The 22,464-nt window shown below is 69.4% G+C and carries 24 protein-coding genes; 12 read left to right on the forward strand and 12 right to left on the reverse strand.

The features are described from left to right. The first annotated feature begins 335 nt into the window (after window positions 1-335). Complete coding sequence (gene pcrA, locus ACQP06_RS31730; RefSeq protein ID WP_433668527.1) at window positions 336-2,810, forward strand: DNA helicase PcrA; 2,475 nt, start codon at window positions 336-338, stop codon at window positions 2,808-2,810. Here the strand turns inward: pcrA and ACQP06_RS31735 are convergent, their stop codons facing one another. The 4 genes from ACQP06_RS31735 to ACQP06_RS31750 all read right to left on the reverse strand — a co-directional run bounded on the left by ACQP06_RS31735 (window position 2,811) and on the right by ACQP06_RS31750 (window position 6,967). Continuing rightward, on the reverse strand, window positions 2,811-3,047 hold the full coding sequence (locus ACQP06_RS31735) for a hypothetical protein (protein ID WP_379274578.1): 237 nt from the start codon (window positions 3,045-3,047) through the stop codon (window positions 2,811-2,813). Beyond that, the gene (qcrB, locus tag ACQP06_RS31740) at window positions 3,044-4,621 is read right to left on the reverse strand and encodes a cytochrome bc1 complex cytochrome b subunit (RefSeq protein WP_433668529.1); all 1,578 of its coding nucleotides are present in this window, start codon (window positions 4,619-4,621) and stop codon (window positions 3,044-3,046) included. The genes ACQP06_RS31735 and qcrB overlap by 4 nt, the downstream gene beginning before the upstream one ends. Window positions 4,622-4,702: 81 nt before the next feature. Further along, window positions 4,703-6,325: an acyl-CoA dehydrogenase family protein gene (locus ACQP06_RS31745; RefSeq protein ID WP_433668530.1), complete on the reverse strand. Its 1,623-nt coding sequence runs from the start codon at window positions 6,323-6,325 to the stop codon at window positions 4,703-4,705. A 12-nt stretch (window positions 6,326-6,337) separates the two neighbouring features. Next, window positions 6,338-6,967: a TetR/AcrR family transcriptional regulator gene (locus tag ACQP06_RS31750; RefSeq protein WP_433668532.1), complete on the reverse strand. Its 630-nt coding sequence runs from the start codon at window positions 6,965-6,967 to the stop codon at window positions 6,338-6,340. 114 nt (window positions 6,968-7,081) lie between these two features. Between ACQP06_RS31750 and ACQP06_RS31755 the strand changes: the two genes are divergently transcribed. Together ACQP06_RS31755 and ACQP06_RS31760 are read left to right on the forward strand one after the other, a co-directional pair. Further along, window positions 7,082-7,843 (forward strand): crotonase/enoyl-CoA hydratase family protein, encoded by a 762-nt coding sequence (locus ACQP06_RS31755; protein ID WP_433668533.1) that lies wholly within the window; start codon window positions 7,082-7,084, stop codon window positions 7,841-7,843. Window positions 7,844-7,903: 60 nt separating this feature from the next. Then, the gene (locus ACQP06_RS31760) at window positions 7,904-9,154 is read left to right on the forward strand and encodes a hypothetical protein (RefSeq protein ID WP_433668535.1); all 1,251 of its coding nucleotides are present in this window, start codon (window positions 7,904-7,906) and stop codon (window positions 9,152-9,154) included. Between the two features lie 6 nt (window positions 9,155-9,160). Here ACQP06_RS31760 and ACQP06_RS31765 read toward each other — a convergent pair whose 3' ends face one another. The 4 genes from ACQP06_RS31765 to ACQP06_RS31780 all read right to left on the reverse strand — a co-directional run bounded on the left by ACQP06_RS31765 (window position 9,161) and on the right by ACQP06_RS31780 (window position 13,427). Further along, window positions 9,161-10,774, reverse strand: a complete 1,614-nt coding sequence (locus tag ACQP06_RS31765; RefSeq protein ID WP_433668537.1) for a carboxylesterase/lipase family protein — start codon at window positions 10,772-10,774, stop codon at window positions 9,161-9,163. Between the two features lie 206 nt (window positions 10,775-10,980). Then, window positions 10,981-11,226 (reverse strand): DUF2630 family protein, encoded by a 246-nt coding sequence (locus ACQP06_RS31770; RefSeq protein WP_357280742.1) that lies wholly within the window; start codon window positions 11,224-11,226, stop codon window positions 10,981-10,983. Next, window positions 11,223-12,623, reverse strand: coding sequence for a PLP-dependent aminotransferase family protein (locus ACQP06_RS31775; protein WP_433668538.1), 1,401 nt, complete (start codon window positions 12,621-12,623; stop codon window positions 11,223-11,225). The genes ACQP06_RS31770 and ACQP06_RS31775 overlap by 4 nt, the downstream gene beginning before the upstream one ends. Window positions 12,624-12,656: 33 nt before the next feature. Continuing rightward, the gene (locus ACQP06_RS31780) at window positions 12,657-13,427 is read right to left on the reverse strand and encodes a DUF4184 family protein (protein WP_433668540.1); all 771 of its coding nucleotides are present in this window, start codon (window positions 13,425-13,427) and stop codon (window positions 12,657-12,659) included. On the opposite strand from ACQP06_RS31780, the gene ACQP06_RS31785 reads away from it, so the two are divergent. From ACQP06_RS31785 to ACQP06_RS31795, 3 genes are read left to right on the forward strand one after another with little or no spacing between them, the layout of a single operon-like run. After that, entirely contained in the window at window positions 13,428-14,117 is a 690-nt protein-coding gene (locus ACQP06_RS31785) for a pyridoxamine 5'-phosphate oxidase family protein (RefSeq protein WP_433668542.1), read from the forward strand. A 21-nt stretch (window positions 14,118-14,138) separates the two neighbouring features. Beyond that, entirely contained in the window at window positions 14,139-14,459 is a 321-nt protein-coding gene (locus tag ACQP06_RS31790; protein WP_379274563.1) for a type II toxin-antitoxin system Phd/YefM family antitoxin, read from the forward strand. Beyond that, window positions 14,456-14,878, forward strand: a complete 423-nt coding sequence (locus tag ACQP06_RS31795; RefSeq protein WP_404204440.1) for a type II toxin-antitoxin system VapC family toxin — start codon at window positions 14,456-14,458, stop codon at window positions 14,876-14,878. Before ACQP06_RS31790 ends, ACQP06_RS31795 begins: the two co-directional genes overlap by 4 nt. A 5-nt stretch (window positions 14,879-14,883) precedes the next feature. Here the strand turns inward: ACQP06_RS31795 and ACQP06_RS31800 are convergent, their stop codons facing one another. Both ACQP06_RS31800 and ACQP06_RS31805 read right to left on the reverse strand, forming a co-directional pair. Beyond that, window positions 14,884-15,750: an Fpg/Nei family DNA glycosylase gene (locus ACQP06_RS31800; protein WP_433668544.1), complete on the reverse strand. Its 867-nt coding sequence runs from the start codon at window positions 15,748-15,750 to the stop codon at window positions 14,884-14,886. Between the two features lie 92 nt (window positions 15,751-15,842). After that, on the reverse strand, window positions 15,843-16,487 hold the full coding sequence (locus tag ACQP06_RS31805) for a nitroreductase family protein (RefSeq protein WP_433668546.1): 645 nt from the start codon (window positions 16,485-16,487) through the stop codon (window positions 15,843-15,845). A gap of 69 nt (window positions 16,488-16,556) precedes the next feature. Here ACQP06_RS31805 and ACQP06_RS31810 point away from each other — a divergent pair, with 69 nt between their 5' ends. Further along, entirely contained in the window at window positions 16,557-16,931 is a 375-nt protein-coding gene (locus tag ACQP06_RS31810; RefSeq protein ID WP_433668547.1) for a winged helix-turn-helix transcriptional regulator, read from the forward strand. A 3-nt stretch (window positions 16,932-16,934) separates the two neighbouring features. Here ACQP06_RS31810 and cobF read toward each other — a convergent pair whose 3' ends face one another. Beyond that, complete coding sequence (gene cobF, locus ACQP06_RS31815; RefSeq protein WP_433668549.1) at window positions 16,935-17,699, reverse strand: precorrin-6A synthase (deacetylating); 765 nt, start codon at window positions 17,697-17,699, stop codon at window positions 16,935-16,937. Between the two features lie 20 nt (window positions 17,700-17,719). Between cobF and ACQP06_RS31820 the strand changes: the two genes are divergently transcribed. From ACQP06_RS31820 to ACQP06_RS31840, 5 genes are all read left to right on the forward strand, one after another. Next, window positions 17,720-18,526, forward strand: a complete 807-nt coding sequence (locus tag ACQP06_RS31820; RefSeq protein ID WP_433668551.1) for a thymidylate synthase — start codon at window positions 17,720-17,722, stop codon at window positions 18,524-18,526. Then, window positions 18,523-19,017: a dihydrofolate reductase gene (locus tag ACQP06_RS31825; protein ID WP_433668553.1), complete on the forward strand. Its 495-nt coding sequence runs from the start codon at window positions 18,523-18,525 to the stop codon at window positions 19,015-19,017. The genes ACQP06_RS31820 and ACQP06_RS31825 overlap by 4 nt, the downstream gene beginning before the upstream one ends. Before the next feature lie 105 nt (window positions 19,018-19,122). Further along, complete coding sequence (locus tag ACQP06_RS31830) at window positions 19,123-19,449, forward strand: cupin domain-containing protein (RefSeq protein ID WP_404204542.1); 327 nt, start codon at window positions 19,123-19,125, stop codon at window positions 19,447-19,449. An 85-nt stretch (window positions 19,450-19,534) separates the two neighbouring features. Continuing rightward, window positions 19,535-20,539 carry a Dyp-type peroxidase gene (locus ACQP06_RS31835; RefSeq protein ID WP_433668555.1) on the forward strand — a complete coding sequence of 335 codons (1,005 nt, stop codon included), beginning with the start codon at window positions 19,535-19,537 and terminating at the stop codon, window positions 20,537-20,539. Window positions 20,540-20,577: 38 nt separating this feature from the next. Beyond that, a complete protein-coding gene (locus tag ACQP06_RS31840; RefSeq protein ID WP_433668557.1) occupies window positions 20,578-21,375 on the forward strand; it encodes a family 1 encapsulin nanocompartment shell protein in 798 nt (265 codons plus the stop codon). On the opposite strand, the gene ACQP06_RS31845 is transcribed toward ACQP06_RS31840, so the two are convergent. After that, window positions 21,376-22,362 (reverse strand): GlxA family transcriptional regulator, encoded by a 987-nt coding sequence (locus ACQP06_RS31845; protein WP_433668558.1) that lies wholly within the window; start codon window positions 22,360-22,362, stop codon window positions 21,376-21,378. It abuts the gene before it with no gap. Between the last annotated feature and the right edge of the window lie 102 nt (window positions 22,363-22,464).

Below are 22,464 nucleotides of genomic sequence, written 5' to 3' on the forward strand. Positions count from 1 at the left end.
GATCGGCGGGTGGACCCATCCTGTTACCGATCGGTTCTTCACCAAGAATCTGACCTGTCGGCCATACATTGTCCCCCCTGGAAATCAATTGTCTCCCCAGGATCGGGCTCAGGTGCACTGTGCCCTGGGTGGGCAGGTGTGTCGCACCGCGGTCGAGCCGGTCATGGGACGAGTCTGCCACGGGGAGGTACCCAAGCAAAACGGGTACGTTTGTGAATCTCCTGAGTTTCCTCCTGTCACACGGTTCACCAGAAGTTCGCCGGACCGGCACTAATCGGACACCTGTGCGATCCCGCCCGACAGCTGTCGGTGCGCGCCGGTAGCGTGGATGGGCGATGAATACGACGGTGGCACAGGGCGACGAGCAGAAGACCCAGCAAGCGCGGGGTGGCGGAGCGTTGCTCGAGGGATTGAATCCACAACAGCGCGCCGCGGTGATGCACACCGGCACCCCGCTGCTGATCGTGGCGGGGGCCGGTTCTGGAAAGACCGCGGTCCTGACCCGTCGTATCGCCTATCTCCTCGACGCCCGCGGGGCGCGGCCGAGCGAGATCCTGGCCATCACCTTCACCAACAAGGCCGCCGCCGAGATGCGGGAACGCGTCGCCGGGCTGGTCGGCCCGCGCGCGGCGGGCATGTGGGTGTCGACGTTCCACTCCAGCTGCGTGCGCATCCTGCGCACCCAGGCGTCGCTGCTGACGGGGATGAACTCCAACTTCTCCATCTACGACGCCGACGACTCCCGGCGGCTGCTGGGCATGATCATCCGCGATTTCGAGATCGACCCGAAGAAGTACACGCCGCGCCTGCTGGCCACCGCCATCTCGAACCTCAAGAACGAGCTCATCGACGCCGCCCAGGCCGCGGCCGACGCCGAGACCGAGGAGGCCGAGCTGCCGCGCATCGTGGCGCGGGTCTACGGCGAGTACCAGCGGCGGCTGCGCGCGGCCAACGCCTTCGACTTCGACGATCTGATCGGCGAGACGGTGTCGGTGCTGCAGCGGCATCCGCAGGTGGCCGAGTACTACCGCCGCCGCTTCCGGCACGTGCTGGTCGACGAGTACCAGGACACCAACCACGCCCAGTACGTGCTGGTGCGCGAGCTGGTCGGCCATCACCGCGGCGGGGTGTGGGGCGACGACCCGGACACCGGCTCCGAGCAGCGGGTGCCGCCCTCGGAACTGTGCGTAGTGGGTGACGCGGACCAGTCGATCTACGCCTTCCGCGGCGCGACCATCCGCAATATCGAGGAGTTCGAGCGCGACTTCCCGGACGCGGAAACCATTCTGCTGGAACAGAACTACCGTTCCACCCAGCACATCCTGACCGCCGCCAACGCGGTCATCGCCCGTAACGAGGGCCGGCGCGACAAGAAGCTGTGGACCGATCAGGGCGACGGCGATCTGATCGTCGGATATGTGGCCGACAACGAGCACGACGAGGCCTCGTTCGTGGCCCGCGAGATCGACCGGCTGGTGGATCAGGGCGACGCCAACTACGCGGATGTGGCGGTCTTCTACCGCACCAACAACAATTCGCGCGCCCTGGAGGAGATCTTCATCCGGATGGGCCTGCCCTACAAGGTGGTCGGCGGCGTCCGCTTCTACGAGCGCAAGGAGGTCCGCGACATCGTGGCCTACCTGCGGGTGCTGGAGAATCCGGACGACGCGGTGAGCCTGCGCCGGGTGCTCAACACCCCGCGCCGCGGTATCGGCGATCGCGCGGAGGCGTGTGTGGCCGTGCACGCCGAGCAGCGGAACATCGGTTTCGCGCAGGCCTTGCGGGATGCCGCGGCGGGCAAGGTCGCGCTGCTCAATTCCCGGTCGCAGAAGGCGATTTCGGGGTTCCTGGAGCTGCTGGAGGAGATCCGGGCGGCCGGGGCGCAAGCCGATATGGACTTCCCCGATGTGGGTTCGATCGTCGAGGCCGTGCTGGATCGCACCGGATACCGGGCCGAGCTGGAGGCCTCCGATGATCCGCAGGACGGCGCGCGGCTGGACAACCTCAACGAATTGGTGAGCGTCGCACGGGAATTCAGTTCCGAGGCGCGCAACAATGTGGAGGCCGCGCGGGACGAGGGCCTGGTGCCCGAGCAGGCCGAGGGCGAGCCGGAGCCCGGGTCGCTGGCGGCGTTCCTGGAGCGCGTCTCGCTGGTGGCCGACGCGGACCAGATCCCGGAAGAGGGTTCGGGCGTGGTCACCATGATGACCCTGCACACCGCCAAGGGCCTGGAGTTCCCGGTGGTGTTCGTGACCGGCTGGGAGGACGGCCAGTTCCCGCACATGCGCGCGCTGGGCGATCCGGCGGAGTTGCAGGAGGAGCGCCGGCTGGCCTACGTCGGCATCACCCGTGCCCGCAAGCGCCTGTATCTGACCCGCGCGGTGGTGCGTTCGGGCTGGGGGCAGCCGGTGTCGAATCCGGAATCCCGCTTCCTCCAGGAGATTCCGGGTCATCTGGTGGATTGGCAGCGGCTGGAGCCGGCGCCCTCGCAGTCGCGCGGTTTCCGCCGCCGCGGCGAGGACGACGGCCTGGAACGGGATTGGACGCGCGGCGACGGCTGGTCGGACTCCCGTCCCGGACTGCGCGGTCGCGGCGAGGGCCGGCCCGCTCCGGCGGCGGCCGGGGTGAAGCGCAACAACACCGGTCTGGTGCTGGCGGTCGGCGATCGCGTCAATGACGACAAGTACGGCCTGGGCCGGGTCATCGCGGCGGAGGGTTTCGGGGCGCTGGCCACCGTCACCATCGACTTCGGCACCGCGGGCAAGATCCGGCTGATCCCGTCCTACAGCCGGACCCTGACCAAGCTCTGATCAGCCGAGGCGGCTGAGGACGTCGTAGGCGCGCACGGCGTCCTCGGGGAACACCAGGATCCGGAAGTGGTCCTTCAGGTTCCGCCACCGGTGGATGCGCGCCGGGCCCAGCGTGGCGCGCACCCCGTGATTGTTCAGCAGCTGCCGCACGTGGCGCGCGGACTGCATGTCGTAGGCGGTGGCGGCGGCCACCAGCAGTCCGTATTCGCCGTCGCCGGTGCGTGTCCGGAGTTTCATGCTCGACTCCCGTTGTCCTGCTTCGCTTTCAGCACCATCAGCTGTGCGCGCTCCTCATGATGACTCGAGGCGGTGAGGGCCTCGCGCTCGGCGGCCGGATCCGCGGTCAGGAACCCGCCGATTCCGGGTGCGCCCGCGGCTCCGAGCTTGCTCATCTTCTTCGGAACCGGCGCGCCTTGGTATGCCACCGTCCCGAGCGACTGGTGCACCTCGATGTACTCGCCGTGCGGCAGTCGCTTGACGATCCCGGTCTCGATCCCGTGTTCCAGTACCGCCCGGTCGCTGCGTTGTAGTCCCAGGCAGAACCGGTAGGCGACGGTGTAGGCCAGCGGCGGCGCCAGCAGGAGCGCGATCCGGAAGAACCAGGTCGTCGCGTTGAGCGAGATATCGAATTTCAGGGCGATGATGTCGTTGACGCAGGCGAAGGTGAGCACCAGGTAGAAGGCGATGGCCATGGCCCCGATCGCGGTGCGCACCGGCACATCTCGCGGCCGCTGCAGCAGATTGTGGTGCGCGGTGTCGCCGGTGAGCCGCTTCTCGATCCACGGGTAGAGCGGGAGCACCACCAGCACCAGGCCCATCACCACGGCCACCCAGAACGGCGCGGGAATGGTGTAGCGGCCCAGGTAGATCTCCCAGGGCGGCATGAGCCGGGCCAGGCCGTCGGTCCACATCATGTAGAAGTCGGGCTGGGATCCGGCCGAGACCTGAGCGGGGTTGTAGGGCCCGAGATTCCAGATCGGGTTGATCTGGAACAGGCCGCCCATGAGCGCGACGGTGCCGAGGGTGAAGGCGAAGAACGCGCCCTGGTCCAGTGAGAACACCGGGACGATGCGCGCGCCCACCACATTCCGCTCGGTGCGGGCGGGACCGGGGAACTGGGTGTGCTTCTGGTACCAGACCAGGGCGATGTGCGCGCCGATCAAGGCCAGCATGATGCCCGGGAAGAGCAGCACGTGGGTGATGTAGAGCCGCGGGATCAGGACGGTGCCGGGGAATTCGCCGCCGAAGAGGAAGAAGTGGGTCCAGGTGCCCACCACCGGGACCGCCATGGTGATGCCGCCCAGCGGCGAGCGCAGGCCGGTGCCGGAGAGCAGGTCGTCGGGCAGCGAGTAGCCGAAGTAGCCCTCGAACATGGCCAGCATCAACAGGATCGCGCCGATCACCCAGGTGGCTTCGCGAGGTTTGCGGAACGCGCCGGTGAAGAACACCCGGAACAGGTGGATGATCATCGACGCCGCGAACAGCAGGGCCGCCCAGTGGTGGACCTGCCGGACGAACAGTCCGCCGCGCACGTCGAAGGAGATGTCGAGGACGCTGCGGTAGGCGGCGGACATCCGCACGCCCCGCAACGGCTGGTAGACGCCGTTGTAGGTGACCTCGGTCATCGACGGTTCGAAGTACAGCGTCAGGTAGACGCCCGACAGCAGCAGGATGATGAAGCTGTAGAGCGCGATCTCCCCGAGCAGGAACGACCAGTGCGTCGGGAACACCTTGTTGATGGAGCGTTTCAGGCCCGCGGCGAGGTGATACCGCTGGTCGGCGGCATCGGCGCGGTTCGCGGTGGTGGTCATGACCATGAGACGCCGGCGGGTCCCGAAACGTGACATCCGACTACGACAGATTGTCGTAGATCACAGCCACCCGGTGAGCGGTCAGTCCACGTAGCCGCGCTGGATGATCGATTCGACGTCCACGCCCCCGGGCAGGGTTCCGAACGCGATCCCCCAGTCGCCGCCGAACCTGGTCTCGCAGAAGGCGTCCGCGACGGCCGGGTGGCCGTGCCGCACCAGCTGCGCGCCCTGCAGCACCAGCGCCATCAGCTCGACCACGCGGCGGGCCCGGTATTCGATGTCGGCGAAGTCGGTGAGCTCCTTGCCGATCCGGTCGATGGCCTCGTCCAGGTGGCGGTTGCCGCCGCGGGCCAGGTTGACCTCGTTGAAGAACGCCTCGACGGTCTCGGGCTGACGGCCCATGGCGCGCAACGCGTCCAGCGCCGCCACATTGCCCGAGCCCTCCCAAATGGACATGAGCGGGGCTTCCCGGTACAGGCGCGGCATGCCGGATTCCTCGGCGTATCCGTTGCCGCCGAAGCACTCCAGCGCCTCGGCCGCGTGCGCGGGGGCCCGCTTGCACACCCAGTACTTGGTGACCGCGAGCGCGATGCGGCGCAGCGCGGCCTCGGCCGGATCGGAGTCGGCGCGGTCGGTGGCCCCGGCCAGGCGCATCATGACGGTGGTGGCGGCGTCGGATTCGATCACCAGGTCCGCCAGCACGTTTCGCATGGCGGGCTGGTCGATGAGCTTCTTGCCGAACACCTCCCGGTGGCGGGCGTGGTGGGTGGCGAAGACGACCCCGGCGCGCATGCCGGTGGCCGAGCCGATCACGCAGTCCAGGCGGGTCATGTTGACCATCTCGATGATGGTCTTGACGCCCGCGCCCTCCGCACCGACCAGCCAGCCGACGGCGTTCTCGTACTCGAGTTCGGAGGAGGCGTTGGACTTGTTGCCCAGCTTGTCCTTCAGCCGCTGGATGCGCAGTGCGTTGCGGGTGCCGTCGGGCAGCACCCGGGGCAGCAGGAAGCAGGACAGCCCGCCCGGCGCCTGGGCCAGGGTGAGGAACATGTCGCCCATGGGGTGCGAGGTGAACCACTTGTGGCCGACGATGCGGTAGCTGCCGTCGGTCAGCGGGGTGGCGGTGGTGGTGTTGGCGCGGACGTCGGAGCCGCCCTGCTTCTCGGTCATGGACATGCCCGCGATGAGACCGGCCTTGGTGGACGGCTCGCGCAGGCCGAAATCGTAAGTGCGCGAGGCGAGCAGCGGCTCGTACTTCGCGGACAACTCCGGATTGTGGCGCAGCGCGGGGACCACCGCGTAGGTCATGGAGATCGGGCACATGTGTCCGGCGTCGGCGATGCCCCACGTGAAGAACTTGGCGGCTCGGGCGGTGTGCGCGCCCGGCCGGTCGTCGCGCCACGGCGCGCCGTGCAGGCCGTGGGTGACCGCGACAGCCATCAGGTTGTGCCAGTACGGGTGGAATTCCACCTCGTCGATGCGGTGACCGTAGCGGTCGTGGGTGTGCAGGACCGGCGGGTACTCGTTGGCGACCCGGCCCCACTCCTGGGCCTCGATCCCGCCCGCGAGCACGCCCAGTTCCCGCACCTCGGCCTCGGCCCAGCCCGCGCCCTCCCGGTGCAGGCCCTCGATCAGCGCGGGGTTGCGCGAGTTGTCGAACGGGGAGATGGGCGGCACCTGGTTGAAGACGTCGTGGGTGTGCATGACGGGTGACTCCTATTCGTGGGGGACGCCGCGGGCTTCGGCGGGGACGCCGAGGGCGCGCAGGGCGAAGGCGACCAGTTCCGGCAGCACCGACTCGCTCTGGAGCTGCTGGGAGAGCGGCCCGACCAGCACCTCGCCGATCGCGCCGACCAGCGCGGTGGCGGAGGTCGCCGGATCCTGCGGCGGCAGTTGGCCATTGGCGATGCCGTCGGCGATGGCGGCCACGTAGGTCTCGGCGAAGGCCCGGCGGAAGCGCAGGCGTTCGGCGTCGACGGCGGTGTCCACGGGCTCGGCGAGCAGCACGTAGGCGAGTTTGGGGTTCTTGAGGGCGCGGCCCGCGAAGGTCTCGACGGCCGCGGTGACCCGATCGGAGGCGGTGCGGCCCTCCCCCGCCGCGCCCGCCTCGGCGACGGCGTCGACCTCGCGGGTGACGACCTCGCGGAAGACGGCCGTGACGAGTTCGGCCTTGCCGCTGAAGTTCTTGTAGACGGTGCCGGTGGCGACTCCGGCCTCGGCGGCGACGGCGGCCATGGACAGTCCGGAGAAGCCGTCGCGGGAGAGGACGGTCATGGCCGCGCGCACGATCGCCCCCGCCTGGGCGTCCAGTCGAGCCTGGACAGCGGGTGTTCTCCGATAGGCCATGCAAGAAGTGAACCACTCATTCATTTCTTGACGCAAGCCCACCCGTCACCCACCGCCACCCTTCATTCGAGACGCTTCGCGCCGCAGCCCTGTTTACGGCGTAACGTCGGGCCCGTGACAGTACGAGTGGAGCGCAACGGCCCCGTCTACACCGTGATCCTGCACCGCCCCGGAGCCCGCAACGCGGTCGACGGACCCACCGCGAAAGCCCTGGCCGACGCCTTCCGCGACTTCGACGCCGACCCCACCGCCGCGGTCGCCGTGCTATGGGGCGACGGCGGCACCTTCTGCGCCGGCGCCGACCTCAAGGCGCTGGGCACCGAACGCTCCAACCAGGTCACCGAGGACGGCGACGGGCCTATGGGCCCCACCCGCATGAAACTGTCCAAGCCGGTCATCGCGGCGGTCTCCGGTTACGCGGTCGCGGGCGGCATCGAGCTGGCGCTGTGGTGCGATCTGCGAATCGCGGAGCAGGACAGCACCTTCGGCGTCTTCTGCCGCCGCTGGGGCGTGCCGCTCATCGACGGCGGCACGGTGCGGCTGCCGCGCATCATCGGCGAGGGCCGGGCGATGGATCTGATCCTCACCGGCCGCGCGGTCGGGGCCACCGAGGCGCTGCAGATCGGCCTGGTGAACCGGGTGGTGCCGAACGGCGAATCCCGGCGCGCCGCCGAGGAACTCGCGCTCGAACTGGCGGCACTGCCGCAGACCTGCCTGCGCTCGGACCGGATGTCGGTGCTGGAGCAGGACGGGCTCGAGGAGCAGGCGGCGATCTCCAACGAGCTGCGGCACGGCATGAAGGCCCTCATGGACGGCGCGCTCGACGGCGCCCAGCGCTTCGCGGCGGGTGCGGGACGGCACGGCGGCAGCGCGTAGCGGAAGCCCCGTATACGCCCGGCAGCGCGCTGCCGGACCGATCGGTACGCTAGCCGTTCGATGAATCGGCTGAGCGTGCTGGACGAGATCTTCCTGCGGTCGCATCGGGGTCTGGGCACCCCGATCGTCCTGCAGGGACTCTGGCGTACCGCCGAACCCGTGCATCCGGCGCTGTTGTGGCGGGTGCACCGCGATCTGCGCACCGGGCCGCTGGGGCGGCGCGTGGTCCGCTCCCGTGTACCCGGGGCGCGGCCGCGCTGGCAGCCCACCGAGTCCGCCTACCCGTTCACCATGACGAGCGAGCCGATTCCGGTCGCCGCGATCCTGGACTGGGCCGACCGGCAGGGCGAGGACCTTAACCCGGAGACCGGGCCCGGCTGGCGGCTCTCGGCGGCGCGGCTCGACGACGGCGGCTGCCTGGTCGCGCTGACCTGCTCGCACGCCCTGGCCGACGGGCGCGCGCTGACCCTGGCCATCGACAACGCGCTGTCGGGCATTCCACTCGCGGCTCCCGTTGCGGGACATTCGGATTGGGCTGACGCGCGCGGCATGTGGGCGACCGTGCTGGGCGGAACCGCTCGCGCGCTGCGCCGCGGCATCCCGGCCCGACCGGTCCCCAACGCCGACCGGAAGACGGTGCCGGGCAGCAGGAAATCCGGTGACCGACCGGCCACCCGCGCGACCGTGCTGCAGATTCCGGCCCGCGACTGGAATCGCGTCGCCGTCGCGCATGAGGGAACCGCCAACAGCCTGTTCGTGTACGTGATCGCGAAAATGCTGTGGGCCGGCGGATTCCAGCCCGACACCATCGCCGCCAGCCTCCCCGTCGACACCCGCGACGAACCGCGCGTGGACAACGACATGTCCATGACCGAGATCGCCATCACCCGCGACGACACCCCGGCCACCCTGCGGCAGCAGGCCCGGCGGGCCTACGAGCACCGCATGACCAGCCCCGGCGGCATCCCCGAGGAACTCCTCCAGGTCATCCCCGACCGCTGGGCGTACCGGCTGGCCAAGGGCGCGGGCGAGCGCGACATCCTGTGCTCCAATATCGGCAACCTGCCCGAATCGCTGCTGGCGCTGGGGCCGCACGCCTGCACCGGGGTGGCGGCGCGCGCCATCCACCCGGGGTTGCGGCTCGACGCCCTGCCCCGCACCCGGCTGTCCGGGTACCTGACCCGGATCGCCGACACCTACACGCTGTCGCTGGTGAGCCTGGACCCCGACGCCGTGCCCACGGCCGCGGCGCTCACGGCGCTGGCCGACGCGGAACTGTCCGCGCTCGGCCTGCCGTACACCCGGTGGTGACGCCGCTCAGGTGAGCGCCGGAATCCGAACGCCTTGCCAGGCCAGGCGTTTGGTGCGGTCCGGGTCGAATTCGACCCGGCTCGGTGAATCGATGATGAGGGTGGCGCGCCGGTCCTCCGTGTAGGCGGGCCACTCCGGGAGCGGGGCGCCGGTGCGGGCGAAGGACAGCCAGTTGTCCTGGAACTGTTTCGACACCGACCGGAATCCCCGATGCCCGCCCAAAGTCGTCATGGCCCGGCCGATACCCGTGTCGACCGCGCCGAACACGGGAATCAGATCGAGGGCGTGGGTCGCGCCGAAACCGCTCAAATGCACTGCGCGCGGGGCGAAGTCGTAGCGGTAGGCGTAGGTGGGCGCGAACCGGCTGTGCGCCTCCATGACCCGGACCGAGGGCCGCCAGAAGGTGAAGTCGCCGCCCATCCGGACGGTCGCCTTCTTGCCGGGGAAGCCGGGATAGGCGGCGGCGACCCGGGATTCGACGGCCGCGCCGTATTCGGACAGCGCGTCGTGCAGGCGTTCCTCCGAGGTCGGCATGGTGCGGCCGAGTTTGGTGAAGATCGGGCCCTCGCCGTCGGCCTCGAGGGCCTGGTCGACGTGGCGCAGCAGCCAGCGCATGCGGTCGGGGGTGGTGGGCAGGGTGTCGTCGAGGCGCACGAACAGGGTGGCCTCGTCGCGGTTGGTGCCGAGGATCAGCGGCACCCGGTGCGCGGTGCCGTTGGCGAACGCGGCCACCGGTGCGGCGGGCAGGAATTCGCCGTCCACCACCGGGGCGACCGGGAACAGGCCCGGCTGCTCGTGCATGACGCGGGCCAGCGCGCGATCGACGCCCTTGCGGATGTCATTGGCCCCGGCGGTGCTCAGGGCCTGCGCGGCGTCGGCGGGGTCGATGCCGAGTTCGTCGAGGCAGCGGCGGGCGAAGAGACGGGCCTCGGCCTGGCTCGGCGACCAGTCGGCGGGCGCGCTCTGCGCGATGCCGCGATGGAACAGCCCGGCCGCGGCGGGGGTCGCCATGAGCGACAGCACCGCGTGCGCGCCCGCGGATTCACCGAAGATGGTGACGTTGCGGGGGTCGCCGCCGAAGGCAGCGATATTGCGCTGCACCCACTCCAGGGCCGCGACCTGGTCCCGCAGCCCCAGGTTGGAGTCGAATTGCCGGTCGGGCGTGGAGTATTCGCCGAAATCGACGTACCCGAACGCGCCCAGCCGGTAGTTGACCGACACCACGACGACATCGCCGCGGGCCGCCAGCCGCGCACCGGAATACAGTCGCAGCGCGGAGGTTCCGATCATGTAGCCGCCACCGTGGATGAACACCATCACCGGCCGTGGCGTCCCCGACGGCGAGTTCGGCGCCGCCACATTCAGCGTGAGGCAGTCCTCGCCCGTCGCCTGCGCCTGCCGCGGCCCGATCCGCGCACCGTCACGGTGTTGCATTGCGGCATAGCCGAAGTCGGTCGCGTCCCGCACCCCGGTCCAGGGCAGCACCGGCTGCGGCGCCCGAAAGCGCAAGTCGCCGACCGCCGGCGCGGCGAAGGGAATGGACCGCCAGCGTGAGACGCGGCGGCCCCGGATTCCGCGAACCACCCCGTCCGCGGTCGTGATGTCTGTGGTTGCCACCATTGGAAAAGCGTAGACCCAACGCTGGGGCGCTCCCAGGGCCTACGCGCCCGGACCCCATATTTGGCGACTCCCGCCACCCCGGGACGAGCGGCTCCCCCACCAGGCCCGGGCAACACCGGCCGATTCAGGAGGCCCGGACGCACCGGGCCGGGCGCGGATCCGGGACCGCTCGTCGACGCGGTCCCGGGGGCGGGTTGTTCGGGTCCCTACTGGAGGTAGCCCTCGACCTGGCGGGCGGAGTTGGGCTGGGCCTCGTCGGGGTTGCGGCCCTGGTCGAGGCGGGCGCGGCGCTGGCGGAGCAGGTCCCAGCACTGGTCGAGCTGGACCTCGATCTCGGCGAGCTGGCGACGTTCGGCCTCCGGGTCGAGTTCGCCGCCGGTGGTCTGGGCGCGCAGCTCGTGCTCACGATCCACGAGTTCCTTGATGCGTGCGTGGATGTCCTTTTCGGTCATGCGGTCCACTGTACGACCCGGGCCAGCGCGTTTCCGGCCAACCGGACCGCGCCGGGCAGGTCCGCCGCAGGCAGGGCGGCGTATCCGAGGGCTATGCCGAAGGTATGCCGGGCGCCGACGTGGTGGCGGGACAGGCCGTCCAGGTAGACGCCGTCGGCACGGGACGCGGCGATCGCGCGATCCTCCTGCTCCGCGCTCGCGAGGGGGACGTAGACGTGTGAACCCGCGTCGTCGCCGCGCACCTCCAGACCGTGGCGGCGCAGTTCCGCCAGGACGAGGGCGCGGCGGGCGGGCATGTCGCGGCGCAGGCGGCGCAGATGCCGGGCGAGGTCTCCCGCGCGGGCGAGTTCGGCCACCACCTGCTGTCCGGCGGGCGAGGGGCTGGTGCCGGTGAGTTCGCGGTGGGCGAGCACGGCCTCGGTGACGGCGGGATCGCCCACCAGCCAGCCGGTTCCGAGCGTCGGGGTGAGGATCTTGCTGGTGGTGCCGAGGTGCACGACCACGTCGGGGGCGAGGGTGGCCAGCAGGGGCAGCGGCGCGGTGTCGTACCGCAATTCGCCGTCGTAGTCGTCCTCGATCACCAGGGCTCCGGTGCGGCGCGCGAATTCGATGAGCCGCACCCGCCGCGCCGCGGGCATGCGCGCGCCGAGCGGAAACTGGTGTGCGGGAGTGCAATACACCATGCGCGCGTTCTCGGGCAGCAGTTCGACGCGCAGTCCGTCGGCGTCGACCGGCACCGGCACCAGGCGCGCGCCCGCCGCCCGGAACGCGCCGCCCGCCCGCTGATACCCCGGATCCTCGATCGCCACCACATCGCCGGGCCGCAGCAGCGCGGCCGCGAGTTCGCCTGCCGCCGCGCTGGTTCCGGCGGTGGCGAGCACGGTCGCCCCGCTGCCCGCGCCCAATCCTCGATGCCGCAGCAGGTGCTCCACCACGGCTTCGCGATACGCGGCCTCCCCGCGCCGATCCCGCCGGATCACCGGCGTCCGATCCGACGCGGCCCGCCAGGCGCGACGCCACGCGGCGGCATCGATGGCCTCGATCGAGGGCGCTCCCGCACCCAGGTCCAGCAGCCCGGCCAGTGGGTCGACCCGCTGCGGCCCGTCGCCCTGCGCGTCCACCCGCGGCGGCGTGGCCGTCAGATACGTCCCCGACCCGTGCCGGCCGTCCAGCCACCCCTCCGCATGCAACTGGTCATAGGCGGCCGTCACCACCGTCCGGCTCACCCCCAGCCGAGCCGCCAACTCCCGCGACGACGGCAGCCGGTCACCCCCGCGCAGCGCCCCGCTGGTCGCGGCCCGCCGCAGCCCATCGGCCACCTGCATAGCCAGCGGCTCCCGCCCCTCCCGCTCGATGGCGAACGGCAGATCGTCGTCGACCAGGCGATTCCGGCGCAAGTGGCCTCCCGATATCTCAGCGAACAGTCGACATCAGGATGCCACTCGACGCCTCGGAACCTGCGCGACGAGGGCATAGAGAACGAACCCAGCCCCGGCGCTGGTGATCGCGTAGATCGTCATGTGCCGAACGCAGTCGTAGAGACTCACGTCCGCGATCGGATCGGTGCGGGCGTAGAGGGCCGCGACCGCCGCGACCGCGATCAGCGCGGCCGAGACCCAGCCGCGCCGGGGATCCTGGGCAACGCGCCGCGCCCCTCGATACCAGGCGATCGCATAGCCCGCGAGCAGCAGCATGCCGCCGACGGACGAGACGTACCCGATCACGTTGTACACCCGATGCGGCCCGATCACCGACTCCCGCAACACTTCCCAATGCCGTACCGCGATACCGTCGGTGTGGGTGAACTCGTCCCAGGCCAGGTGCGTCATCGCGCCGACCGTCAGGGCCGCGACCGCCGCCACCACCCCCGGCCGGCTTCCGCCGATCGCCTTGCCGAGCATCCCTTGCACCGCGCCGCGCAGTCCCCACGCGACCGCGACCAGGATCGCCCCGAGCAGCGCGTCCACCGGCAGCCCCCACAGCGCATGCGTCACCGAACCATCCACACCCGTCCACAGGTAGTAGGGCAGGTCCGGCGCGATGCTCCCGGCGACGAGCCCGGGAAACCACAACGCCCGCCGCAAGGGCAGGACGGCCGCCGGATGCGCCAGCGTGAACGGCACGAACCCCCCAAAGTGGTCTGCGAATCTTCCGAAGAATTGGCTATTCAACAATGCCAATTCCCGGCCGAAACTGGTCATATGAGTGAGACAGCGACGACCCGGACCCCATTGTCACCCACCCCGCGCAGCAGCCTCACCCGGTCCAAGGAGCGGGGCAGCACCGACCGCGCCGACCTGGACGCCATCCTCGACACCGGCCTGCTGTGCCACCTCGGTGTCCTGCTGCACGGCGCACCGGTGGTCATCCCCACCATCTACGGCCGCGACGGCGACACTCTCTACCTGCACGGCTCCACCGGTGCCGGCAACCTGCGCGCCGCCATGACCGGCGACGTCTCCCTGACCGTCACCCACGTCGACGGCATCGTCTACGCCCGCTCCGCCATGCACTTCTCCATGAACTACCGCTCGGCCGTGATCCACGCCCGGCCGGTCGAGGTCACCGATCCGGAGGAACGCATGCACGCCCTCCGCGTCATCGTCGAGCAGGCCGCCCCCGGCGCCTGGGACTCGGTCCGCTCCCCCGACAAGAAGGAAATGGCCGCCACCGCGGTCCTGGCCCTCGACCTGACCGAGGCCTCGGTCAAGATCCGCACCGGCGGCCCGCGCGACACCCCCGAGGACATCGCCACCGGTGGTGTCTGGGCAGGCGTCCTCCCCCTCCGCCAGGTCTTCGACGCCCCGTTCCCCGCCGCGGACCTGGAGACGGGCATCGAGGTTCCGAAGCACGTCATGGAGCGGTGTAGCGAAAGCGTAGTAACGCTGTAGCCAGTCCCGTATCCTGGGATGATGACGAGTCCAGCGGAGCTTCCGGAGATCCCTCAGCGGGAGCTGCGGAACGACGCGAGCCGGGTCCTCCGCGAGGTCCGCGCCGGGCGCTCCTACACCATCACGGTCGATGGAACCCCGGTCGCGGATCTGGTTCCGCACCGGAATCTGCGCCGGCGTGCGGCCGTCCCGCTCTCCGAAGCCATCGCGGCCTTCAGCGGACCGTCCGGTGCCGCGACGGGAACACCGAGCAATTCGGCTGAACTCATCGACGATTCGCTGTACGACCCGTACGACCGGGCCTATCGCCGTGGGGAATTCGCCGAAGACGGTGGCGAATGAGCCCGGTACCCGTTCGCGGCCTGGTCGATACGAACGTGCTCATTCTGCTCGAGGCCCTGGACCCGGATGAGCTGCCCGCCGAGTTGGTTATCAGCGCGGTGACGATGGCCGAGCTCGCGGCGGGCCCGCATTTCGCGACCGAACCGGGTGAACGCGCCGGCCGGATCGAGCGCCTCCAGAATGCGGAAGCCCTGTTCGAGCCGCTCCCCTTCGATACCCGGGCAGCGCGGCGGTTCGGGCACATCGTCGCGTCGGTGCTCGCGGCGGGGCGAAATCCCAAGCCCCGGCGGGTCGACTTGATGATCGCCGCCATCGCCTCCGTGCACGGATTGCCGTTGTTCACGGTCAATCCGGATGATTTCACCGGCCTGACAGGGTTGGTCGATGTCCAGAAGGTCACCCACCCGGACAATCGCTGACCCTGCTACTTGAGCAGGCGGGACATGCGGCGGTCGGCGAGGATCTTGCCGGAGGTCTGGCAGGTGGGGCAGTACTGGAAGGACTTGTCGGCGTAGGAGACTTCGCGGACGGTGTCGCCGCAGACCGGGCAGGGGAGGCCGGTGCGGGCGTGGACCTGGAAGCCGGAGCGTTTCTCGCCCTTGAGGCGGGCGGCGTCCTGGCCCACCGAGCGCAGGATGGCGTCGGAGAGGGTGGCGCGCATGGCCGAGTAGAGGGCGGTCAGCTGCTGGGGGTTGAGGGTGCCGGAGTTGGCGAAGGGGGAAATCTTTGCGGTGTGCAGGATTTCGTCGGAGTAGGCGTTGCCGATGCCCGCCATCAGGGTTTGGTCGGTGAGGGCGTTCTTCACGCGTTGGGAAGTGCCGCCGAGGATTTCGGCGAATTCGAGTTCGCTGACCGCGAGGGCGTCGGGGCCCAGGCGGGCGATGCCGGGCACCGAGAGGGGGTCGGACGTAATCCACACGGCCAGGCGTTTCTTGGTGCCCGCCTCGGTGAGATCGAAGGCGGGCGTGGCCCCTTCGGGGGTGAAGAAGTGCACCCGCAGGGCGAGCGGGCCCTTGCCGGGTTTGGGCGGATTGGCTCCCGGTTCGTCGATCCACCGCAGCCAGCCGCCCCGCGACAGATGGGTGATCAACCACAGCCCGTCGCAATCCATTCCGAGGTGCTTGCCCCAGTGCCCCACCCCGGTCACGTCCCGCCCCGACAGCGCCGTCACCGGCGGATCGAAGGTTTTCAGCACGCTGAGCGCGGCCACGTCGACCCGCCCGACCACCGCCCCCACCGCATGCTCGACCAGAAACTGCTCGAGCGCCACGATCTCCGGTAGTTCGGGCAACGGATCTCCTCCAATCCCCGAGGCATCCACCCGAGTCAGCCGACCCGGGCGATCGCCTCCACCCTAACCCGACCGCCCGACACACCCGAGCTTCAGCGCGCGGGATACGCCCCGTGGAACACGGTGCGGCCGAGCGGGCGCCGCCCCGGATGCCGGCGGCTCTCGGCGGCGTATCCGACCGACATGAGCAGCGCGACGGCCACGTCATCACACCCGTCGAGCCCGATCACCCTCTTCACCTCGTCCTCGTCCCACCCGTTCATGGGCGCGGTGGCGAGCCCGAGCTCGGTCGCGGCCAGCATGACGTAGCTCGCCGCGATCATGGCGTCCTTCACCGCGTATTCACGCAGCAGGCCGCGCTCGGCCAGCCCCTGCTGGAACTCGGTGGACGCGGCGGCGAATCCGGCCGCGAACTCCTCGCTCCAGGCCCGATTGCCGCGAGCGAGTTCGAAGATGTCGGACCGATCTGCCCGCCAGGCATGTGGTTCGGCGACGAAGACCAGCATGACGGGGGCCTCGGCGGGCTGGGGCTGGCCACCGGTGGCCCGGGTCAGACCTTCGCGCCCGGCCGCGTCGGTCACCACCACCAGCGACCGGTCCTGCAAATTCCAGCTGGAGGGCGCCTCCATGGCGAGTTCGATCAGGGTGTCGAGGGCCTCCGCCGGGACCGGGTCGGGTCGATAGTGCCGGATGGTGCGGCGGGTGCGGATCGCGTCGGCGACGCTCATCGATGTCATGCCACTAACTATCAGAGAGTGACTCTCGATTGGGAAGAAGGCACTAAATAGTGCGCTACTCTCGAAAAGGTGACAGTCGTGGAATCCTCGGGCCTTCCCGCCGACGTCTACTCGGCGAAATGCCCCACTCGCCAGGTGCTCGATCACATCGCCGGCAAATGGACGGTGCTGGTGATCGATTCACTGCTGGACCAGGGCACCCTGCGCTACACCGAACTGTCCCGCCGCATCGGCGGGGTATCCCAGAAAATGCTGACCCAGACCCTGCGCAGCCTGGAAGCCGACGGATTCCTCACCCGCACAGTGCATCCCACCATCCCCCCACGCGTGGAGTACGAACTCACCGACCTGGGCCGCAGTCTCGCCGAGCCCATTGCCGCCCTGCGCGTGTGGACCGAGACCCACATCAACGAGATCGAGCGGGCGCGAGCCGCCGCGAGCTGAGCCTCAGAGGGAGCGGCGCAGGAGGTAGATGTCCATGATCCAGCCCTTGGCCTCCCGGAGGGCGGCGCGGCGGCGGGTGATGCGGGATTCGACGACCCGCAGCGGGCCTTCGATGACGACCTCGTCGGGCATGCCGAGATACGCGCCCCACCAGATGTAGATGTCGTCGCCGGGCAGCTGGGTGAACGAGCATTCGCCGTCGAGCATGACCAGGGTGGATTGACCGTCGGTCAGCCCCTCGTCGCGCAGCCGGCGGCCGGTGGTGATGTGGAGGGGTTCGCCGATCTCGTGCAGGACGGTCCGGTGGGCCGCGGCGAGGGCCTGCACGCTGGTGATGCCGGGGATCACCTCGTAGTCGAATTGGATGCGGCCGCGGTCGAGGACGCGTTCGACGATGCGCAGGGTGCTGTCGTAGAGGGACGGGTCGCCCCAGACGAGAATGCCGCCGACGCCCTCGGTTCCGGCGAAGGCCCGTTCCAGGAGTTCGGCGCGCGCCTCGTGCCAGTCGGCGACCACGCCCTGGTAGGCGGCGTCGGCGCCACGCGCGGGCACGCTGCGATCGCGCGGCGGGTCGGTGATCTCCACGACCGTGTGCGGTTGCCGGACGTGTTCGGCCAGGATCGCCGCGCGCACGTCCGTGAGCTCCTGTTTCTCGGCCCCCTTGCCGATCAGGAAGAACACGTCCACCTGGCGCATCGCCTTGACGGCCTGCACCGTCACCTGGTCCGGGTCCCCCGCCCCGATTCCGATCACAAACAACTTTCGCACGGTGCGTAAGCTTGCCAGGCGTGGAGAGCGCCCGAGATACCCAGTACGAGGACCTGCTCCGACTGGTGCTGGAGTCCGGCACCCCGAAGGCGGATCGCACCGGCACCGGCACCCGCAGCATCTTCGGACATCAGCTGCGCTACGACCTGTCGCAGGGCTTTCCGCTGATCACCACCAAGAAGGTGCATCTCAAGTCGATCGTCTACGAGTTGCTGTGGTTCCTGCGCGGTGACTCGAATGTGAGCTGGCTGCGCGAGCACGGCGTCACCATCTGGGACGAATGGGCCGACAAGCAGGGCGAATTGGGTCCGGTCTACGGCGTGCAGTGGCGGTCGTGGCCCAGCCCGGACGGCACCCACATCGATCAGATCTCGCAGGTGCTGCAGACGCTGCGCACCGACCCGGACTCGCGCCGCATCATCGTGTCGGCCTGGAACGTGGCCGAGCTGGACAAGATGGCGCTGGCCCCCTGCCACGCCTTCTTCCAGTTCTACGTGGCCGACGGCAAGCTGTCGTGCCAGCTGTATCAGCGCAGCGCGGACCTGTTCCTGGGCGTGCCGTTCAATATCGCCAGCTACGCGCTGCTGACCCTGATGGTGGCGCAGCAGACCGAACTGCAGCCCGGCGAGTTCATCTGGACCGGCGGCGACGTCCACATCTACGACAATCACGTGGAGCAGGTGCGTGAGCAGCTGACCCGCGAGCCGTACCCGTTCCCCAAGCTGCACCTGCGTCCGGCCCCCTCGTTGTTCGACTACGAATACGAGGACGTGAAAATCGAGGGCTACCAGCATCATCCGGCCATCAAGGCGCCGGTGGCGGTGTGAGCAGAACCGTCGGCCTGATCTGGGCGCAGACGACGCGGGGAATCATCGGGCGGGACAATACGATTCCGTGGCGGGTGCCCGAGGACATGGCGCATTTCAAGGACGTGACCTTCGGTCATCCGGTGGTGATGGGCCGTAAGACCTGGGATTCGCTGCCCGTGCGTTTCCGTCCACTGGACGGTCGCCGCAATATCGTCGTGACCCGGCAGCCGGAGTGGGCGGTGGACGGCGCGGAGCGCGCGGGTTCGCTGACCGAGGCGCTGGAGATGACCGGCGACAAATCGGTGTGGATCATGGGCGGCGGTGAGATCTACCGCGCGGCAATGCCTTTCGCGACGGAGCTGATGGTCACCGAGATCGACGCGGATATCGACGGCGACACCGTCGCTCCGGCGATCGACCGGCAGTGGCGGGCCGAGGCGGCCGATTGGCGGGAGTCGTCGACGGGTCTGCGCTATCGATTCCGTCGTTATACGCGGCCCCGCATATAACGCGCGGATTCCTCGTCCGGCAATTCCCGCACACACCGCGCCGAAACCGCCGAGCGCCCCGGGTGTGTCCGGCATACTCAGCGATACCCCGGCGAAAGGCAGTCCATGGACAAGAAGTCGCTGACCGCGGTTGCTCGCCAGCAGCTGAAGCTGGCCGCCACGGCGTCGAGCGGGCGTAGTTCGTCGACCATCTACGGCGGCCACACGCATTCGCTGCGGCAGACGGTGATCGCGTTGACGGCCGGACAGACGCTGGCCGAGCACGAGAATCCGGGCGAGGCGACGCTCATGGTGATCAGCGGGGTGCTGGTGTTGATCAGTGGCGCCAACGAGTGGAAGGGCTCGGCCGGCGATCTGATCGTGATCCCGAACGCACGGCACAGTGTGAAAGCCATCGATGACGTGGCGTTTCTGCTGACCGTCGCCAAGTAGCCCACCAGGGCGTTCGCACGGCGCGAACCTGACCCGGACGTACCGGACGGTTCGGTGGTCGACGGCAGGGCCTAGGGTGGTGCCCATGGGTGAGCCACAGTCGATCCTCGACCCGCTCACACCGGCGGCCATCTTTCTCGTCGTGACCATCGACGAGGGTGGCGAGTCGGTGGCGCGGGATTTGCTCGCAGATCTGCCCGGGTTGCGGCGTTCCGTCGGATTCCGGGTGCCCGGTTCCGGCCTCGCGTGCATCACCAGCATCGGGTCCGCCGCCTGGGACCGCCTGTTCGCGGGGCCGAAACCCGCACAGCTGCACGAGTTTCCGGGCTACCTGGGCGAGCAGCACCAGGCCCCGGTCACGCCGGGCGACCTGCTGTTCCACATCAAGGCCGAAACCCAGGACGCCTGTTTCGAATTGGCGATGAAGATCGCCGAGCGGCTGTCCGGGGCGGGCACGATCGTGGATCAGACGGTGGGTTTCCGCTATTTCGAGCAGCGCGATCTGCTCGGTTTCGTGGACGGCACCGAGAATCCGGAGGGTCAGCTGGCCGTCACCGCCGCGCTGGTGGGTGACGAGGATCCCGAATTCGCCGGTGGCAGTTACGTGACCGTGCAGAAGTACCTGCACGACCTGGATTCGTGGAAGTCGCTCTCGACCACCGAGCAGGAAAAGGTCATCGGGCGAACCAAACTCGACGACTACGAGCTCGACGCGGCCGAACAGCCCGCGAATTCCCATGTGGCCGTGAACGATCAGGACGTCAGCGGCAATATCGTGCGCGCCAACATGCCGTTCGGCTCGGTCCAGGACGGCGAGTTCGGCACCTACTACATCGCTTACGCCGACGATCCGGCCGTGACCGAGACCATGCTGACCCGCATGTTCCTGGGCAGCCCGGACGCCGCCTACGACCGCATCCTGGATTTCTCCACCGCCGTCACCGGTACCTCGTTCTTCACCCCGCCCGCCGCGTTCTTCGACGCGCTGCCCGACGCGCCCGCCCCGGCGGCGGTCGCGGCCGCGCCGGAATCCAATGGCGCGGGCAGCGGAAACGGATCGCTGGGAATCGGGACGCTGCGAAATCGTTGACTAGCTACGAAATCGTCGAACCGACAAGGAGCTGACGTATGAACAACCTGCATCGCGAACTGGCGCCGATCACCTCGGAGGCATGGAAGGCCATCGAGGAGGAGGCGACGCGAACCTTCAAGCGGCACATCGCCGGTCGCCGCGTGGTCGATCTGTCGGGACCGCACGGGGTCGACTACTCCGCGGTCGGCACGGGCCGCACCACGGCGATCGAATCCCCGGGCGAGGGGGTGCAGGCGCGGCAGCGCGCGGTGGTGCCGCTGGTCGAATTGCGGGTGCCGTTCACGCTTTCGCGCACCGAACTCGACAATGTGGAACGCGGAGCGCAGGACGCCGACCTGGATCCGGTGAAGGCGGCCGCCAAGAAGATCGCGTTCGCGGAGGACCGTGCGATCTTCGAGGGCTATCTGGCGGCGGAGATCCAGGGCATCCGGGCCGCCACCTCGTGCGAGCCGGTGAAGCTGCCCGGTGACGCGCGTCTGGCCCCCGAAGCGGTGGCGCAGGCATTGAGCAAGCTGCGGCTGGCCGGTGTGGACGGCCCGTATTCGGTGCTGTTGTCCGCGGACCTGTACACCGCGGTCAGCGAGACCTCCGATCACGGTCACCCGATCCGCACGCACATCGAGCGGCTCATCGACGGCGAGATCATCTGGGCGCCGGCCATCGACGGCGCGTTCGTCTTGTCCACGCGCGGCGGCGATTTCGATCTGCAGCTGGGCCAGGACCTGTCGATCGGCTATCTCTCCCACGACGCGGAGACGGTGCAGCTGTACTTCCAGGAGAGCCTGACGTTCCTGGTGTACACCGCCGAGGCGGCGGTCGCGCTCGAAGCGTGATCAGGTGATGCGGAAGCGGTTTCGATACTCCGTCGGCGTCGTGTCCAGCGTGCGCCGGAAGGCCCGGGTGAGGGTGTCGGTGGTGTTGAAACCGCTCAGCGTCGCCACCCGTTCCAGAGTGTGATCGGTCGTCTCGAGCTGGTTGCGCGCGAATTCCACACGCGCGGACTCGATGTAGGCGGCCGGGGTGGCGCCGAGGTCGGTCTTGAAGATGCGGGTCAGCTGCCGTTCGCTCACGTGCGCCTCGGCGGCGAGGTCGGCGACGGTGAGCTGGTCGCCGAGGTGGCGGGTGATGTAGTGCCGCAGGTCGTCGATGCGCCGCGTGGTCGAGATCGGTTCGAGTGACACGCTGAACTGGCTCTGCCCGCTGGGCCTTTTCAGGAACATGACCAGCTGCCGCGCCACCCGCAGTGCGAGCGCGTCGCCGAAGTCGTCGGCGACCAGGGCGAGCGCCAGGTCGAGGCAGGCGGTGAGTCCCGCTCCGGTCCAGACGTTCTCGTCGCGGATGAAGATCGGGTCGGCGTCGACCTCGACGGCCGGATGCTCGGCGGCGAGCTGGGTGGCGGTGGACCAGTGCGTGGTGGCGCGTCGGCCGTCCAGGAGTCCGGCGTCGGCGAGGATGTGCGCGCCCACGCACACCGAGGCGACCCGCCGGGTCTGTCCGGCGAGTCTGCGCACCCACTCGACCACGGCCGGGTCGCTGAGCGCCCGCACCCGCCCGTCCCCGTCCACCTCGACCGCGCCGGGCACGACCAGGGTGTCGATGCCGCGGTCGCCGATCTCGGCGAAGGTGATGTCGGGCAGCACCCGCACGCCCGCGGAGGTGGTCACCGGGTCGAGGGTCTCGGCGGCGAGGGCGACGCGATATCCGGTCTCCCCGTTCATCTCTCGCCGCAGCAGCGCGAAGACCTCGGGCGGCCCGGTCACGTCGAGCAGGTCGACGCGGTCGAACAGCACGATGACCACGAATCGTTCGATGGTGCCCACGGTCCTCCGTCCACCCGGCGATGTCCGGATTTGCAGGTTACATGACATTTCCGACACGCCCGCGGGCTCATAGCGTGGACGACGTCCCCCGCACCAGGCGGC

Origin of the sequence: Nocardia sp. CA-136227 (assembly GCF_050955695.1) — a bacterium.
Taxonomy (GTDB): domain Bacteria; phylum Actinomycetota; class Actinomycetes; order Mycobacteriales; family Mycobacteriaceae; genus Nocardia.

Coding starts and splice junctions, on each gene's coding strand:
- ACQP06_RS31835 (WP_433668555.1), top strand. CDS start 19,535: ATGGGTGAGCCACAGTCGATCCTCGACCCGCTCACACCGGCGGCCATC.
- ACQP06_RS31785 (WP_433668542.1), top strand. CDS start 13,428: ATGAGTGAGACAGCGACGACCCGGACCCCATTGTCACCCACCCCGCGC.
- ACQP06_RS31735 (WP_379274578.1), bottom strand. CDS start 3,047: ATGAAACTCCGGACACGCACCGGCGACGGCGAATACGGACTGCTGGTG.
- ACQP06_RS31780 (WP_433668540.1), bottom strand. CDS start 13,427: ATGACCAGTTTCGGCCGGGAATTGGCATTGTTGAATAGCCAATTCTTC.
- qcrB (WP_433668529.1), bottom strand. CDS start 4,621: ATGACCACCACCGCGAACCGCGCCGATGCCGCCGACCAGCGGTATCAC.
- ACQP06_RS31750 (WP_433668532.1), bottom strand. CDS start 6,967: ATGGCCTATCGGAGAACACCCGCTGTCCAGGCTCGACTGGACGCCCAG.
- ACQP06_RS31795 (WP_404204440.1), top strand. CDS start 14,456: ATGAGCCCGGTACCCGTTCGCGGCCTGGTCGATACGAACGTGCTCATT.
- ACQP06_RS31760 (WP_433668535.1), top strand. CDS start 7,904: ATGAATCGGCTGAGCGTGCTGGACGAGATCTTCCTGCGGTCGCATCGG.
- ACQP06_RS31745 (WP_433668530.1), bottom strand. CDS start 6,325: ATGCACACCCACGACGTCTTCAACCAGGTGCCGCCCATCTCCCCGTTC.
- ACQP06_RS31840 (WP_433668557.1), top strand. CDS start 20,578: ATGAACAACCTGCATCGCGAACTGGCGCCGATCACCTCGGAGGCATGG.
- ACQP06_RS31830 (WP_404204542.1), top strand. CDS start 19,123: ATGGACAAGAAGTCGCTGACCGCGGTTGCTCGCCAGCAGCTGAAGCTG.
- pcrA (WP_433668527.1), top strand. CDS start 336: ATGAATACGACGGTGGCACAGGGCGACGAGCAGAAGACCCAGCAAGCG.
- ACQP06_RS31770 (WP_357280742.1), bottom strand. CDS start 11,226: ATGACCGAAAAGGACATCCACGCACGCATCAAGGAACTCGTGGATCGT.
- ACQP06_RS31805 (WP_433668546.1), bottom strand. CDS start 16,487: ATGACATCGATGAGCGTCGCCGACGCGATCCGCACCCGCCGCACCATC.
- ACQP06_RS31790 (WP_379274563.1), top strand. CDS start 14,139: ATGACGAGTCCAGCGGAGCTTCCGGAGATCCCTCAGCGGGAGCTGCGG.
- ACQP06_RS31765 (WP_433668537.1), bottom strand. CDS start 10,774: ATGGTGGCAACCACAGACATCACGACCGCGGACGGGGTGGTTCGCGGA.